Source organism: Bacterioplanoides sp., from assembly GCF_965226395.1.
GTDB lineage: Bacteria > Pseudomonadota > Gammaproteobacteria > Pseudomonadales > Oceanobacteraceae > Bacterioplanoides.
The window spans coordinates 575532-591586 of the sequence record NZ_OZ245358.1 but is presented as its reverse complement, the minus strand read 5'-3'; the positions used below and the strand labels follow the sequence as shown (position 1 = coordinate 591586).

The following is a 16055-nucleotide window of genomic DNA, read 5'->3' as shown; positions in this document are numbered from 1 at the left end:
TTATATCCGCATGGATCGAAGCCATGCGTCATTGTTGTCATTTTATTGTGAGTAATAGGGTAGGATCAGCCGCAGTATGGGTCAAAGAAAACCTGATTATATCGTTCTCTTTTTAAAGAATAGATTGTTGCAGCAGTGGAATTAGTTGGTTTAATCCGGGTTTTTGGCCTGATGCGCGGTAATAGCCGCATCTTTAATCAGTAGTCTTTCCAGGGTGGCGTATAAAAATACCGCACCTAATGTACCTACAATCGTCATAATAATACGCAGAGTTGTGAGGTAGACGGGTGACTGATCATTTAAGGATCCACATACCAAAGCCATCATCACCGATAAGGTAAACTGGTACACCATGGGTGGTTTTTTGCCGCTGATCATACGATTAGCCAAAAAAATACCGGCAATTAATGTCAGGAGAAATAACACCGATAAATGGCCAATAAAGCCAAATACGGTGAGAATAACCAAAGCAAGTCCACCTCCTACCAGAGTGGCATAACTGCGCTCCCGGGCTTCTTCAAACTGGTGTTCTTTGCACGGAAACATCAGGGTAAATACCGCGGTAATCACCAGCGTAATATTGGACTGATCCAGCAAGGTGTACATCCATCCCAATAACGCCATTAATACCGCCGCGCGTAACACCGCACGCTCCAATAAATAACCGTGTGAATCCGGCTGATATTCTTCAGGCAGAGGTTCGGTTGCCCGGGTGGGTAATAGCCAATACAGCAGTGGAATTAACACAAAAGTGGTGATGGCTGCTTCAACCATGGCTGTGTGTATAAAAGCCAATGCCAGGGTAGATTTTGCGCCGGACACCGACATCATGACAATGGCAATCAGAATAATCATGCCCAGTGGGCTGCCATTTTTTAAGGTGATGTAATACGCCAGTGCGGCAATATAAAACACCACTAATAAGGTCAGAATGGGCCTGACGTGTAAATAAGATAACAGCCAATAAAAAGCAGAAATCAGCACAATAATTAAAATTGGGCTGGAAACAGATTTTTTAACATCAAAAGCTTTGCGCATACCGCCCATTAAACTGATGATCAGTACCGGCATCATCAGTAACAGATCAGAATCAATCAATAAACCAACCATCAGCGATAAACTGCTGGCCAATGCCAGCCGTAAGGCAAAATAGGGGTCGTCGCTGGTTTTTGGGCGGGGAGCAATATACATCTTGGACTCTTAATACAAATAAGAGATATAGGACTGGATGCAAAAAATAATGCCGGAGATCCAGGCAACGATGTTGGAATCACCTTCGGCATAAATTAACGCGTTCACTTTACCACCGGCTTTAGCCGCTTCAGGCCATTGCTCCATACCACCGGTTAATTCAATATGCACCGGAATTTTTCGTGCAGGTTCAAACCATTGAGTAAAGGAGGGATTTTTCTGTAAGCCGTTGGCACTGCTACGACCCGGGTCAATACCCCAGGCAATGGCTTTTACTTCACCCTTAAAAATTTCACCGGGCACTGCGTCATAAGCAATATCCACTTTATCGCCAACACTGACATTGCCTAACTGGTTTTCACGTAAATCAACGGATATCCAGGCGCCGCGTGAATCAATAAAGGTTAATGCCGGATTTTTAGGAGCAACGTACTGGCCAATGGCCAGGCTGAGGTTGGTGATGACTCCTTGTGTTGGTGCGGTGACGGTGGCGTATTCCAGATCCAGCTGAGCTTTCTCCAGCGCCAGGCGTGAGGCCTGTACTTCCAGGTTGCGATCGTCATCGGCTCCTAAGGCCAGAATGGCACTTTCCAGCGACGCTTTGGCTTTTTCATAAGAAGCCTGTGCCGCTTTTAATTCCGCTTTGGCGTCGTCAGCACGAGCGGACGATAATAAATTACGGCGCGCCAGTGCCAGGGTACGGCTGGTGGAGGTTTTAATATTTTCAAGATTCACCAGCGCTTCGTTAACCGATGCCTGAGACGACAAAATGGCAGCAGAGTTGGCTTTGGTGGATTTAATCGCACTGGCCAGCTGATTCTCGGCTTGTTTTACCGCCAGCTGATACACCCGGTCGTCCAATGCAAACAAAGGCTGCCCGGGAGCAACCATGTCACCATCGTGTACAAATACCTGAGTCACCTGACCGGCAACCTTAGGCGATAACTGAGTCACATAAGCTTTAACAGCACCACGTGACGACGACGGTGCCATCCGGTCGGTCACTACATGCCAGAACAGCACCAGTAAAAATAACGAAAAAATAGTCAGGGAAAGTTTTTTAGCGCTCAGGTTCGAGTTGCTCATATTAATGTATCTCAGGCATCAGAGTCGTCTTCTCAGACCGCTCAGTTTAGCCTATTTATGCAGCAAAATGACGACTTGCCCTATGTTGATTCCAGCAACAGATTATCGTGTATATGCAACAACAGGCTGTTTAGTCGATTAACGGCCGGATGAATTGCTGAATGCTGGCAAACCCTGGACGCTGAGCCAATTGCTCGACACAACACTGATCTCTTAACGACATCAGTATCTGGACCAAATTATCCTGAGCGTTCAGCTGATTGGCGGGCAGGGTTAATAAATCATCTAGTAAACAACCGAGTGCCCGTACTTCAATTTTTTCCATATTGTTGCGCTGATTAGCAGGCAGTGTTTTGCAATCGGAGGCGGCACCAAAGTCGCCGAGCAGAATCTCATCCTGATCATTTACTAAGGTGTTATGGGCGTATAAATCGCCGTGGCTGACGCCTTGTTGATGCAGATGATGTGCAGCACTGGCAAAGTCTGAAATGATTTTAGCGATTTGTCCGCCACTAAACGCCACACCTTCAGCAAAGGTATCACGACTGCAGCTATCAAAATCCGGTGGGTTGCCTAAATTGTGATAACCGGCTGGAATTAACTCCATCACAATGCCCAATTGCTCGGGTTTTTCTGGGGCTGTTGGAGTTGCAGGGATCGCCGGGTCTTTGATTTCACCAATAGTTTTTACGATGTGTGGATGATGACCTGCGTCTAAACAACAATCCAGTTCGTCTTGTGGGTAACCGTCGCTGGTGACATTACCTTTGAATAATTTTACCGCAATGTCGGGTTCACCCAGATGTTCATGGGCTTGTTTCCAGTGACCACGATAAATAGTACCGGAAGCACCTTCCCCCAGTTTTTCATCCAGTTCCAGATCACTCAGGTGTACAAAAGGCACGGTTTTAGACTGGTGCTCAATCCCGGTAAATACCGAGCTGGAAAAAGGGTTGCCGGCAAACGCCAGCCAGCTCAGACGCGGCAGCTCAAATAACCAGTCCGGCAACTGCTGAAACCGGTTGGCCGACAGCCGGATCAGTTCCAGCTGATGACAGGCCGCCATAGAGTCGGGCAACGCAGTTAACTGATTACCGGCCAGCGCCAGCTTCTGCAAACGATACAGCTTGCCCATGGAATCAGGCAGCTTCGTCAGCTGGTTGCCGGTCAGAATCAACCAGCGAGTGTGCTCCGGAATGCTGTTTTCGGCAAATTCGGTTAACTGGTTATCTTTAAAGGCAATCATTTCCAGCACCGGACACTGGGCCAGTACCGCAGGAATATGAGTAAAGTGGTTATTGGTTAAAAACAGGATTTTTAATTTTTTCAGGCGTGCAAAGTCATCGGGTAAATCCGATAACTGGTTATTGCCCAGATCCAGAATTTCCAGTGTGTCAGCATGATCAAAGACCTCGCGTGGAAACTCGGTTAACTGTTGTTGGATCTGGAGACGTTTCATGGTTGCCTTGTTTACCTACTATTATCGAGAAAGTTTTATCAAGAAAGCCGCCATGATAAGGCAGATTGAGCGATTTAGGTAATGGGCGCTTTCCGCTAGAATAGGCCTGATCAATGAGGGGCGACTTTGAATACATCCGAAACACACACCGATGCGCAACTAACCGCAGAACTAACGCCAGAACAACAGGCCGTGGTTCAGCATCAGCAGGGTCATGCCAAGGTGATTGCGGTTGCTGGTGCCGGTAAAACCACCACCCTGACGCATTTTATTGCGGCGCGTTTACAGGATGGCGCGCAACCCCGGCGCATCTTGGTGATGATGTACAACAAGGCAGCTCAGCTGGATTTTGAAGCCAAGCTGCGGTCTTTATTACCCAATCAGCCGTTACCTGAGGTGCGCACGTTTCACTCGCTGGGGCTGCGTATTTATCAGCGCCTGATTCAGCAAGGACAACTGCCAGCATTCCAGCAGAAATTGTTGTCGGATGGCGAAACCGAAAATGTGGTCTGGCGGTTATTGCAACAGCTGGCAGATGACGATACTCGTCAGGAAATTCTGTCGCAAAAGAAAAAATGGGTTGAACCCGCCATGGCCTTTATTGATCTGGTAAAGGCGGGGTTAATGTCGGCTCAGGATGTGTTTGAAACATTGGATTTTCCACCGGCGTGCCGCATTTTTATCGACTGTTTTGCACAGTTTGAACAGTGGCGTAAACAGCAGGGCCGTATCAGTTTTAATGACATGATTTATGATCCGGTGATGTTTTTCCGCGCTAATCCGGATGCCGCGCACCAGTTTGGTGGGCATATGCAATGGATTCTGGTGGATGAATATCAGGATATTAATGAAATTCAGCAATACTTGCTGGAGCTGTTATACGGTGGCCGTGGTTCGGTAATGGTGATTGGTGATCCGGATCAGACCATTTATGAATTCCGTGGCTCTAAACCGGGATTTATTGTTGAACAGTTTGACCAGCGCTTCCGCTCTGCTGCCGGTGAAGCGGTAACCCGTTACGAATTACCCCATACCTTTCGTTATGGCCATGAAATTTCCTTACTGGCTAATCATCTGATCAGCCATAATCAGGAACGTGAGCCGGTATTGTGTTTATCCCATGCCAATACGTCAGCCAGTCGTAGCCAGTTGCACGCCGCGCGACACGAAGCAGCACTGATTTTAAAGTTGATTCAGAGCGAAGCGGAGTCCCGGCCACTGGAAGATATTGTGGTGATTAACCGCTTATGGGCTTTATGTGCCCCGATTGAATTGGGTTTATTACAAAAGAAAATCCCCTATCAATTACATAATTCGTTATCGGTATTGGATCGTTGGGAGCTGCATATTTTCTGGCTGTTGCTGGAAATCGCCGCAGGGAAATTTTCGCAGCGTGAAGTGCCACAACGTGAGCAAGCCTGGCTGCATATTCTGACCACGCCGTATCCTAAAATTAAACGCAGTGTGTTGGAGAAAATTGCTAAACAACTGGCTCTGGTTGATAAAGATTATGGCGAAGCCTTTGTTGCTGCCATTCCCAGCGAGCTGTCGAAATGGCAACGGGATCAGCTGGAAGATCGAGCGGCTGTTATTGCCAACGCCGAATATATTAATACGTCGGCCTACCGTATTATTCAGGATTATATTGATCAGACGGATTTGTACCAGGGTATTGAAGACAGTGCTTTTTCTGCCCAACAAATCGAAGATCGTCAGCAAACCATTAAAGCCTTTGTGGCCTTTATTCGTGACAGCCAACAAGTAGCTAAGCAGGCACACGACTATTTGCTGGAACTGAAACAACAGCGTTTACAGCAGGAGAATAATACCGGGGTACATCTTACCTCCATTCATAAAAGCAAAGGGCTGGAATGGCCGGTGGTGATTATCCCTGGACTCAATGCGCATTATTTCCCGTATAACCCGGAAGGGGAATTTACCACTCAGGCCAGTGAAGAAAGTGAACGGCGGTTATTGTATGTGGCCATGACCCGGGCAAAAAATACCCTGCATTTACTGACACCGGCCCAGGATATTCGTAAACAAAAAGACAAAAATAATCCTCAGGAAAAAATCAGTCGTTTTCAGCGGCAGGCTTCTATCGAACACAGTCAGAAGGTTGCCCGGGCGATTACCGATAACAAAGATGAACTGGTGCTGGAATCTGCTTGTGCACATTGGCTGATGGATTATTTACAGGCTGTTGGGTCGCCACTTAAATTAACCTTGTCTGAATCAAAGTTAGCGAAAACATCACAATCATATTCTGCTCATCACAATCCGGCCGACTATATTATTGATCGTAAATACCCGGAGCCGGAGAAGCAGCAACGAGTGCATCATCAGGTATTTGGTGGTGGTTATATTTTGTCGGAAGATGAGCGCTATCTGAAGGTGCGCTTTGATCATGAAGCTAAACTCAGAACCTTCGATCGGGAAAAAGCCGCTGATTTTTTACAATATGACAGTTAACGGGAAGTGATCGCATGATAAAAAAAGCAGGACGCTGGCTGGTTAACCGCTTGTGGGGCATGAGCCTCTCTTTGCTACTGATCATCGTTGCTACGGAATTGTTCTGGTACAACAGCACACCGGAGCAACGCCGCTATTGGTTAGAAATCAGCCCACGACCCTGGCTGGCGGATTATCTGGAATTACAGCAAAGCCAATTTATTACTCCGCAGTTATTGGAGTTAATTTTGACTCCTCCGCCACTTACCGCGACCTCAGAAGCAGTAACGGAGCGTGACACAATCAACACCTCTACCGCGCCTAGTCCAGCACACAGCCACTTAATTCCTTCTAACGTGAATCATAAACAGCCGGAGACAGCAGAAGAAAACCCTGGCAAGCGTGCTTTTGCTAACCGTACTTTTGTTAACACTGGGTTGCACCCCAGCAGCCAATGTGTGAAACCACCAACCCAGAAGATTACCGATGTAAAACCACAATCGATCTATCGTTGGACGGACAAAAACGGGCGGGTACATTTTGGTGAGCGATCACAGTCGGATAATGCTCATAACCTGAGTAAAACCTACGGGCGTCAAACCCAGGGCATCAAGCTCACCCTGGAATTTCAGGGTTGGCAAGGCAATAGCCAGCTGGAGAGTGAATTACATAAAGAAGCGTCGTTATTGTATCGGATTCTGACGCGTTATATCCCCAAAGCCCAGTGGCGTCAGATTAATCTGAATCTGGTGATTTTCCGCAATCAGGCGACGTTTGAAGCCTATAAACAGCAGCAACAGGCGAATGCCGGGTGGGTGGCGTATTACGATGGCCGCCGTAACCAGGCATTTCTGGCGGTGCAGCCAAACCATCAGACCACCATGCGTATCGCCCGTCATGAAATGACCCATGCCATGATGCTGGGCATGTTAGGCAGCACTCCGATCTGGATCAGTGAAGGAGTGGCACAATATCTGGAGCAGCTGAGCTGGCAACTCAGTTCGGCGCAAATAGAGGCGGATCAGTACGCCTTTGAACAGCTGTCAGCTGACGCAGCGCCTTATCAGTTTAAGACCATGGTTGGCATGAGCCATCGGCAGTTTAATGGTGAGAATCAACAGCAGAATTACACTCAGTCTGCCGCTATGATGCATTTTTTATTAGGCCATAAAGCAGGGCAGCAATGGCTGAGAAAAACGTTGGGATATTTTGCTCAGAACCCGTGTGGCGCTTATGACGCCCCTCGATTTTTTGCCCAGGCTTATCCGGGTGGTTTAGCGGCTGCCGCACAACGCTATCAGCAATGGCTCAGTGGCGCTGAATTTCGCACTCATTATTATTAAATTGTGAGTGCGAAATTCAGGTGTGAGAGATTAATTCTGGTTGTGAGCCGATTCGTATACCATGACCCGCCAGTTATGGTTCAGAGGGTCGGGTGCTTCGGTTGATGGGTTATCACGAGTCGGTTGTTCAATGTACAACCAGGCTGCCTTACCATCACCCATCGAAACAATCTCATCCAAACCACCCCAACCAAAGGTTGTGCCGTTATCTAATTTTAATTCCGTTGGGCCTGCAACGATATTGCCATCCAGATCCAGTTCTGCGAGGTAATAAGACATAGGCACTAACAGATCCAGACCGTTAATACGGCTCAGGCGGGTGTTGTAGCTATTGCTGTCCCGGTATTGCTCGCCATAGCAGAATTGTTTGGCATAACCCAGCAGCAGGCGGCCATTACCAAGATTCACCAACTGTGGGTCACTGTAAGAACAGGCTTGTGCGTCGTTGTCGGTCAGGCGTTTATTGTCGAAGGTAATATCACCATCGGCATTTAAATCCCACTCGTCACCAATCCATTTAACCCGCTCATCAGGGATGGGCTCTTGACCGTTGGTTTTTAATAAACCAATACGGGTGACCGAACGCATGTAATGTGCGACAGAGCGCGTGTGGCCGGTGTCTACACCCACTTCAGGCGAAACCTTTAAATCATGAATATTGAAGAAGGGAGTTACACCATTATAGGTTTGGCTCTCATCCGTCAGTGACATTAAATGATCCAGGTAACCATTATCGCAGTTCGGGGTTGAAGGAGTATTGGTATAGCAGTTAGCACCATATGCCTGTTCTGCGGGTAACGTTCCGTTCTCTTTGTCGTGTATATAGCCATCAAAAGCGCTTTTCGATGTGGGTTGACCGGCAACAAACGCCAGCATATTGGTGTTTTCATCCAATGCAACTAACGTGTGACCACCACCAATGGATTCATAGCTGTTGGTATTCTGCACTACGTGTACCCAGCGGCCACCCACTGTAGCTTTGCTGTTTTCGTCTTTAATGGCAATGTTACCCAGCTGGCTGTAAGGGCTGCCCCCCGCAGGGCCAAATAAGCTGTTTGGGATGTACCCAACATTTTCCCCAAGGTAGTTATGGTCAGTGGTACAGACCGCGGTGTATTCCTGTTTGAAGGGGTCGTAGGCAACCCGCGCGTGCAGTACATGGCCAATAGTACAGTCTTTACCCCAGCCACGGCCGCTACGACCACTGGCCCCTGAGCCAAACAAGTCATATTCCCAGATACCTTCGTTATCTTCAAAATCGCGTTTAATCACATTCAGTGAGCCAGAAACGTGGGAAGAGCCATCGTCAGCAAAATAACGGGTATTTTGGGCAAAAGCGTAGGTGCCCCAGCCACGGTCATCATCTTCGACATCGGTATACAATAAATTCATTGCGGTTTTAGCACCGGATCCGCCGGCTAATTTGGAAACAATAAAGCTGTCAAATTTATCATCCAGATTGACTGGCTCGGCATTGGCGTTCCATTCCAGCAACCAGATTTCATCGTTAGCCACATCGCGTTGGATATGGAATCTTTCTCTGAACTCGTCCATTTTTCCAGCAAAAGCCGGAGACTCGGCCAGTAAGGTGGAGAAGTGGCCAGAGCTCAGGTTTTTATAAACACTGTCGCTGTTAAATACGCCAGGGTAATGAGTATTTAAAGTTGGCAGTACAGTGCTGATAGGAATAATTTCTTCAAGGTAAGTCGGCTCTCTGAAATCAAAGCGCTCGAAATTCACTAATGCATTCGGCAAATCTCTGAGGAAATTTGCATTGCCCTGATAATTATTCGACTGTTTCAGGTGTACATCATCGCTTTCAGCCACCAGATCTTTCGTAGCGCTAAAGCAAGGATCCAGCTCTTTTTCTGGCTCGGTTTCACACAATAACGCTACACGTGAGCAGTCGGCATTCGCAGCAATACCGTGTGCCTGATGACACATGCCGTTGAGGGTGATTTCGTTACCGGTACGAAGATAACTCTGGCTGGCACTGTCGTATTGCATATGAAAAACAGAACCGACGTTATCTTCGATGCCATCACCGTCCTGTAATGTCATCGACACAAATAAGTTATCAACATTGTTGCCTTGATTATCCTGACTAACACAGTGCGCCCAGTGGGAGCGCATCGGAATAAAGATATCGTCTTTTTGATTTTCCCAACCCGTACGACCGTTGTAGCGTGAAGACTGAAATGTTTCACGGGCATTCGTCAGATTCTGTGGTAATTGTGTCGATGAAAAATGCAGCTGGCCCCAGTCATTGTTATTGCTGGATAAGGTCAATGTTTGGCCACTGGCGGGAATAATATCGCCTTGGGAGGCACCAACGGTATAAATAACCTGGCCACCACATTCGGTTTGTGTTGGTTCACCGGAACCCGGATTGTTTGGGTTTGTCGTATCGGAGCCGGGCGTGCCAGGGTCAGGGGTGGCTGAATCAGAGTCATCTGAGCGATCCGCCGTTGTTCCCCCTGTTGTTGAAGTAACACCATCGCTGGAACCTCCTCCACCTCCACCACTGCAAGCGGTGATGCTGGTGGTTATCAGCAGGGAAATAAACAAGGCATTAGGTATGGTCAGGTTCTTCATCCTTCACCCCTCTGGTTATTATGTTTTTATTGATAGTATTGTTTTTTCTGAGAAGGAGCATTAGAAGACGCGGACGGATGTTGATTTCTGTGATCTGTTTCTCTGATTATGAACAATTGTTTTTCATATCTTCACCGGCTGGTAACTAACAAGCTCTGTGATTCACCTCGTTCATTGTTATACTGGCGACTTCATGCAGCGTTGAATCAACAAGCGCTGTTTCTTACCCTCCCGGAAGAACCGGGCCAAGTGGATAGCTGATAATGACTATTGCACAACATAAAGTTGTAACCATTCACTATAAAGTAGTGGATGTGGATTCCGGCACTGTGATTGATTCGTCTGAAGGTGGCGAACCAATGACTTACCTGCACGGTGCTCAGAATATTATTCCGGGTCTGGAAAGTGCCTTAGATGGTAAGCAGATTGGTGACGAGTTTGATGTCACGGTTGCGCCGGAAGATGCTTACGGTGATTACAGCGAAGAGCGTATTCAAACCGTACCGTTAGAAGCCTTTGAAGGTGTTGAAAAGGTAGAGCCGGGTATGGCGTTTACAGCGGATACCGAACAAGGGCCGGTGAACCTGATTGTTACTGAAGTGACTGACGAAGAAGTGACAGTCGATGCCAACCACCCGCTGGCGGGCAAATCACTGCAATTCAGTGTAAAAGTCGAAGCCATTCGTGATGCTTCTGATGAAGAAGTTGCACACGGTCATGTGCATGGCCCGGATGGTCATCATCACTAAGTTGAGTGCGAGCTAATCTCACTGAGAGTGAGTCTGTTGATTTAATCGCAGATAAACCCTGAAAACCACGATCACCTGATCGTGGTTTTTTATTTCCAGAAATACATTCCATAACCAATCATAAAAGCTGGCACCGCGCTATAAAGTGTTGCGCTTAAGGCGGCTTTTGGTGCTAACGCAATTGCCGGAAATAGGGCATCGCCATCATTACTGATTGCATTGGCAACCTGAGCAGCAAGCGGCACGACACCATTCAGATACAAGGTTGTTAGTACAATTTGTGGGCCACAACCCGGCACAAACCCTAGCAGAATAGCGAATAAAATAACGCTGCCACCTAAGCTGCTGAACTGAGCCTGTAAATCCAGTGCGGTGAAATACACCAGCAGTTCGTAACATAAAAAACCGAGAATCACCCACACAGACACAAAGCTGGTTTCGGCCACCACGGTTTCTTTTAAGTATTTAATTTCTGATTTTACCGCAAACCGGGCAGACCAGGAATCCAGTGGTTGGCTGATCCAGATCGCAATACATAATAATGCGCCGGTAAATCCGATCCATTTCACCGGTTCAATAACTGCAAGAGCACCAAACCAGGCATTGGTATCAAATTGAAAAGCCTCTGCCAGGCCAAGCAGGGTTCCCGGAATCAGCATGAAAATAAAAAAATGGGTCAGATTAGAAGGCAGGCGCGGAATTTCATAATCCTCTGTTTCGACCGAGTCATAATCGGATTTCATATAATCCGGCCCGTGGAGGGTATTGATCAGATAGCCGAAAAGAATACCCGCCAGTAAGCTGATGCCATAAACCTGCAATGCCGTTTCGGGTTGTTGTGACAGTAATAAAAAAGCCGCATCCCCCATCGTGGCAATTAATACCGCTACTAATGCACCAAAACTCATTTGGCCATTAACAAACTGAGTGACCACAATAATGGCGCCACCACAACCGGGTAAGGCCCCCAGAAAAGCTGCAGCGGGCACCTGAAACAGACCTGGCTGATTCAGCACTCGGGTCAGGTCTGCTTTCAGATAACGATCCAGAAAATAAAAAACAGAAAGGGTGGCGGCAATAAAAATACTGACGCCAAGATAGGCATCGCTCAGAGTTGAAATAATCAGATCCAATAATTCGATATCAACCTGATATAAAAATAGCAGTGAAAATAAAATCAACAGCAGCAGAAAGTTGTCTTTATTCAGCTGAGCTAATAATGACGGTGGTTTAATCTGCCCCTGAGTGATGCCTATTTTCTTTAAGATCCAGGTGGTCACAGTTGAGCACCCGCATTTAAGTTACTCAGCAGGTGACTGACGAAGTCCAGATGAGCCAGGTTTTCGTTCATATTGCGGTACGACAAATCAAATACCTGATAGTCGTACTCCATAGCAATGTTGCAGATCTCGTTGTAAGCCTTAACCGAGAAAGCTTCAATATCACATAAATGTTGCAGCAGGTTCTGAGTGGTTAAAGGATGTTGCGGAGTGAAGGTAATATGAGAATGGTAAGCAGGAGGAGCCGTGAACACTGTGGCAGGTGCTAACTCAGTTTCAGATGTAAGCGCAGTATCAGACGTAAACGCAGTATCAGGTGTAAGCGCATGATGCGGTTCTGTTAAGCGCGTCAGGCAGGCATCAATTTCATCAAAGTGGCTTTTATCTTCGTGCAGTGCGGTATGGCATAAATCGAAGATATCCTGGCTGATACAATGGGATGAAGACAGAAAGTCCGTATAAAGTCGGTGTGTCTGGCGCTCATTGTCTGCGACAGACTGCAGCAGAGCAATCAGCTGTTGTGAGCGTTTTTCAAGCACAGGGTCATTCCTTACTTTGTTAATGATAATTATTATCATTTAAAGTATTGGATATGTAAACCCTGTGATTAGCGTATTAGCCTTCTTGTTTCATACCTTCCAGTACCTGACGTTTCAGTCGCTCCAGCTGGGTTTCGTTGAGTCCCAGGTAGTTAAGAATGGCGGGGGCAACGCGTTGCCATTCATAATTTTGTGGTGCCTGAGCAATAAAGCCACAAGAATGAGAAATCCGCTCAGATAGCTTGATCATGGCAAGCAGGTTCAGCAGTTCTTCATTACTGTTCTCTTTAAATTGCTGATTAATCCACTGGGTACTGTGATGGTTGCTGATTACGTCAACAGCAAGTTCATCAAGTAGCCAACGTTTGGCAAGCATGCCACTTACTTCGGCATGACTGATACCCAGATGGTGCTTTTCAAAGGCGCTGATGGCACCACTTTCATGGCGATAGGCCGATTTAATAATAATCCGGTAGCGACTGGTGTGGTTATACAACAGCGCCATACCAATATTGTGGAATAAGCCAATTTCATAGGCCTGATCACTGTCTGCCAGCTTTAATTCTTTGGCAATCAGAACATTGGCAACCGCAACACGGTTGGCTACATTCCAGACTTCTTCCGGAAAACTTTGTGTACTGGTGAAAAACGAAGCACGTAAAGAGCGTGCGGTTGCCAGACGAACAATTCGCTCATGACCAAGAAAGCGAACCGCCTCTTCGATATTGGCAATATTACGAACCAGATTAAAACAGGGTGCATTAATAGTATTAACCACTTCGGTGGCCAGTTGCTCCTGTTCAGCAATCATTTTGCCAATCGTATTGAGATCTGCCATCGAGCGACTGAGTGTTTCAATAATCGCCGGTGGTGCAGGGATATCGATTTTCCCTTGCAGGTTCTCTGGTTCGCTGGTTGCGGAGTTAGTTTCAGGTGTTTCTGACATAGCTTGCTCATCAAGATGGGGCAACGCCTATAACTATAGCCTTTTGTTACAGGATTGCCCGTTTTTACTCAGTTTCAGGAAGGCCTTTGCGCCTTCTGTTATTATGATCTTTTTAATAATGCATCTGAGTAATAACTATGATGAATATAATCGGTGTGGTGATTTTAATTGCACTGCTGATCTGGGGAATTCGCCGGGCGACAGGCGTTAAAAAACAAGCCGAAGAGAACAAAGCAAAAGCTGCAGAATTCTGGCAGCAAAATGGTCAGAAAGACGAGATTGAACAAACTCCCTCGGGGTTACAATATCAGGTACTACAAGCCGGAGATGGCCGCTCTCCGGCAGCCAACGACAAAGTCACGGTGCATTATCATGGTACCTTGATGGATGGCAGTGTGTTTGATAGTTCGGTGGATCGTGGCCAGCCCATCACGTTTGGGCTGAATCAGGTGATACCCGGCTGGACAGAGGGCTTACAGCTGATGAAAGAAGGCGGCAAAACCCGGTTGTTTATACCATCGGCACTGGCTTACGGCGACCGCGCTGTGGGGACTATCCCTCCGGGTTCATTACTGATTTTTGATGTTGAATTGATCGCGGTTCAATAATCGGTGACTGACTGCGGCTCAGACCTTGAGCCGCATTTTTGGCTTTCCCGCTATGTTTCAGTTGTCGCCTCAGGCAATACGGAACTGAGCGATATGCCCTTGTAGTTCATTGGACAGCTGCGAAAGTTGTTCACTGTTGGCCGCCACGGTATCGCAGGAATTGGCTGTGTCATCCGCCACCCTGGCAATGCTCACCAAATTCTGATTCATTTCTTCAGCCACCTGAGTTTGTTGCTCGGTTGCAGCAGCCACCTGAATCACAATATCACGCACATCATCGACTAAGGTCACAATCCGGGTGATCTCTTCACCGGCTGCATTAGCGTTATTCACACTGTCGGTGGCTCCTGTGCTGGAACGCTGCATCACACTCACGGCTTGTTTGGCACCATTCCGTAAACGCTCGTTCATATCGCGGATTTCCGTAGTGGACTCCTGAGTGCGCATCGCCAGCTGGCGCACTTCGTCAGCAACCACGGCAAAGCCCCGGCCGGAAGCACCGGCACGTGCGGCTTCAATAGCAGCATTTAATGCCAGTAAGTTGGTTTGTTCAGAAATGCTCTGAATTTGTTCCAATACATTAGCAATCTGTTCGGTATCGGATTCCAGTTCAACAATCACTTCACTGGCTTCGGTGATATTGGCCGCCAGTTGCTGAATCTGACCAATGGTATTGTCGACTTCCTGATTGCCCTGACTGGCTTTGGCATCGGCATTATCGGTGGCACGTGCGGCATTAGCGGCATTGGAAGCAATTTCCTGCACGGTTGAAGTCATTTCAGACATCGCGGTGGCCAGTTGATCAGTTTCCAGCGATTGTTGACGACTGCCCTGATTGGTTTGCTCAGCATTTGAGGATAACTGGCTGGCACTCTGTTTCAGCTGGGCAATGGAATCGGATAAATGACGGATTAATTCCTGAAACACATCCAGTGTCTGATCAATAGAGCGACCCATATGGCCGAGTTCATCACGGCTGTTAAGACGAATGCGCTGGGTCAGGTCTTTTTCACTGATCCCCTGCATCACTTGCTCAATATGTTGTAGTGGACGGGTGACAGAACGGATAACCAGGGTACTGAAAGCGATCAGCAGAGCACCAATAATCACAATCTGGATGGTAAAGCTGATCAGGCCCTCCATAAAGGCTTGTTCAATATCGTCAATCCAGACGCCGGTGCCAATCGACCAACCCCAGGGAGTGAACGCGCGGACATAACTTTGTTTCATTTCGGGCTTGGTTTCACCGGGTTTTGGCCAGCTGTAATAAAAGACGTCAGCCCCTCCGGGTTTGCGATCCACTTGCGCCATTTCAACAAAAATGCGTGTGCCATCACTGGTGGTCACGCCCGATACATCTTTGCCGACGCTGCTGCCACCACCGCCATTGGCAATCATGACTACATTTTTATCAACGATGAAAAAATACTCCCGCTGGCGGTAACGCATTTTCTCAATCATATCGATAGCTTGCTGCTGAGCTTGTTGTTTGCTGATTAATCCGGACTGACTGTATTGATATTGAGTGGCCAGAATACTGTGTGCAGAATCAATTAATGAACTCAGCTCCGACTGACGGGATTCGACCATGGTCTCCCGCCATTGCATCAGGCTGAGTAATTTTAATGATATTAATGCAACCAGAGATAAGCCAACTAATAAGCCTAAGCGTGCCCGCACAGACAGATTTTGCATGTGTGTTACCTGTTTAATAAAAGCAATAAAATATGTGTGTGGAGTATAGAGCTGGAATAGGCTTGTGCTTGGCTAATTACGCTATTTTTTAGTGTGATTACTTTAAGTTATGT

12 protein-coding genes are annotated in these 16055 nt (G+C 47.3%); 4 read left to right on the top strand and 8 right to left on the bottom strand.

The features are described from left to right. Positions 1 to 150: 150 nt before the first annotated feature. The 3 genes from ACO05E_RS02670 to ACO05E_RS02660 form a co-directional block, all read right to left on the bottom strand. The gene (locus ACO05E_RS02670; protein ID WP_419811456.1) at positions 151 to 1191 is read right to left on the bottom strand and encodes an FUSC family protein; all 1041 of its coding nucleotides are present in this window, start codon (positions 1189 to 1191) and stop codon (positions 151 to 153) included. A gap of 9 nt (positions 1192 to 1200) precedes the next feature. Next, a complete protein-coding gene (locus ACO05E_RS02665; RefSeq protein ID WP_419811455.1) occupies positions 1201 to 2277 on the bottom strand; it encodes an HlyD family secretion protein in 1077 nt (358 codons plus the stop codon). Positions 2278 to 2407: 130 nt separating this feature from the next. Then, entirely contained in the window at positions 2408 to 3736 is a 1329-nt protein-coding gene (locus ACO05E_RS02660; protein ID WP_419811454.1) for a protein kinase, read from the bottom strand. 126 nt (positions 3737 to 3862) lie between these two features. Here ACO05E_RS02660 and ACO05E_RS02655 point away from each other — a divergent pair, with 126 nt between their 5' ends. Then, positions 3863 to 6208: an ATP-dependent helicase gene (locus ACO05E_RS02655; protein WP_419811453.1), complete on the top strand. Its 2346-nt coding sequence runs from the start codon at positions 3863 to 3865 to the stop codon at positions 6206 to 6208. Positions 6209 to 6222: 14 nt separating this feature from the next. Further along, complete coding sequence (locus ACO05E_RS02650) at positions 6223 to 7530, top strand: DUF4124 domain-containing protein (protein ID WP_419811452.1); 1308 nt, start codon at positions 6223 to 6225, stop codon at positions 7528 to 7530. A gap of 30 nt (positions 7531 to 7560) precedes the next feature. On the opposite strand, the gene ACO05E_RS02645 is transcribed toward ACO05E_RS02650, so the two are convergent. Beyond that, positions 7561 to 10125: a hypothetical protein gene (locus ACO05E_RS02645; protein ID WP_419811451.1), complete on the bottom strand. Its 2565-nt coding sequence runs from the start codon at positions 10123 to 10125 to the stop codon at positions 7561 to 7563. Between the two features lie 263 nt (positions 10126 to 10388). On the opposite strand from ACO05E_RS02645, the gene ACO05E_RS02640 reads away from it, so the two are divergent. Then, positions 10389 to 10874, top strand: a complete 486-nt coding sequence (locus ACO05E_RS02640) for an FKBP-type peptidyl-prolyl cis-trans isomerase (RefSeq protein ID WP_419811450.1) — start codon at positions 10389 to 10391, stop codon at positions 10872 to 10874. A gap of 89 nt (positions 10875 to 10963) precedes the next feature. On the opposite strand, the gene ACO05E_RS02635 is transcribed toward ACO05E_RS02640, so the two are convergent. The 3 genes from ACO05E_RS02635 to ACO05E_RS02625 form a co-directional block, all read right to left on the bottom strand. Beyond that, positions 10964 to 12154: a putative manganese transporter gene (locus tag ACO05E_RS02635; RefSeq protein WP_419811449.1), complete on the bottom strand. Its 1191-nt coding sequence runs from the start codon at positions 12152 to 12154 to the stop codon at positions 10964 to 10966. Next, positions 12151 to 12693: a hypothetical protein gene (locus ACO05E_RS02630; protein ID WP_419811448.1), complete on the bottom strand. Its 543-nt coding sequence runs from the start codon at positions 12691 to 12693 to the stop codon at positions 12151 to 12153. The genes ACO05E_RS02635 and ACO05E_RS02630 overlap by 4 nt, the downstream gene beginning before the upstream one ends. 76 nt (positions 12694 to 12769) lie before the next feature. Next, entirely contained in the window at positions 12770 to 13639 is an 870-nt protein-coding gene (locus tag ACO05E_RS02625; protein WP_419811447.1) for an HDOD domain-containing protein, read from the bottom strand. 137 nt (positions 13640 to 13776) lie between these two features. Here ACO05E_RS02625 and ACO05E_RS02620 point away from each other — a divergent pair, with 137 nt between their 5' ends. Beyond that, positions 13777 to 14247 carry an FKBP-type peptidyl-prolyl cis-trans isomerase gene (locus ACO05E_RS02620; protein WP_419811446.1) on the top strand — a complete coding sequence of 157 codons (471 nt, stop codon included), beginning with the start codon at positions 13777 to 13779 and terminating at the stop codon, positions 14245 to 14247. Between the two features lie 69 nt (positions 14248 to 14316). Here the strand turns inward: ACO05E_RS02620 and ACO05E_RS02615 are convergent, their stop codons facing one another. Beyond that, positions 14317 to 15942 carry a methyl-accepting chemotaxis protein gene (locus ACO05E_RS02615; RefSeq protein ID WP_419811445.1) on the bottom strand — a complete coding sequence of 542 codons (1626 nt, stop codon included), beginning with the start codon at positions 15940 to 15942 and terminating at the stop codon, positions 14317 to 14319. Between the last annotated feature and the right edge of the window lie 113 nt (positions 15943 to 16055).

Bases quoted from the DNA above. Each gene is read 5' to 3' on its own strand.
- ACO05E_RS02640 (WP_419811450.1), top strand. From the start codon at position 10,389: ATGACTATTGCACAACATAAAGTTGTAACCATTCACTATAAAGTAGTG.
- ACO05E_RS02620 (WP_419811446.1), top strand. From the start codon at position 13,777: ATGATGAATATAATCGGTGTGGTGATTTTAATTGCACTGCTGATCTGG.
- ACO05E_RS02665 (WP_419811455.1), bottom strand. From the start codon at position 2,277: ATGAGCAACTCGAACCTGAGCGCTAAAAAACTTTCCCTGACTATTTTT.
- ACO05E_RS02670 (WP_419811456.1), bottom strand. From the start codon at position 1,191: ATGTATATTGCTCCCCGCCCAAAAACCAGCGACGACCCCTATTTTGCC.
- ACO05E_RS02615 (WP_419811445.1), bottom strand. From the start codon at position 15,942: ATGCAAAATCTGTCTGTGCGGGCACGCTTAGGCTTATTAGTTGGCTTA.
- ACO05E_RS02660 (WP_419811454.1), bottom strand. From the start codon at position 3,736: ATGAAACGTCTCCAGATCCAACAACAGTTAACCGAGTTTCCACGCGAG.
- ACO05E_RS02625 (WP_419811447.1), bottom strand. From the start codon at position 13,639: ATGTCAGAAACACCTGAAACTAACTCCGCAACCAGCGAACCAGAGAAC.
- ACO05E_RS02645 (WP_419811451.1), bottom strand. From the start codon at position 10,125: ATGAAGAACCTGACCATACCTAATGCCTTGTTTATTTCCCTGCTGATA.
- ACO05E_RS02650 (WP_419811452.1), top strand. From the start codon at position 6,223: ATGATAAAAAAAGCAGGACGCTGGCTGGTTAACCGCTTGTGGGGCATG.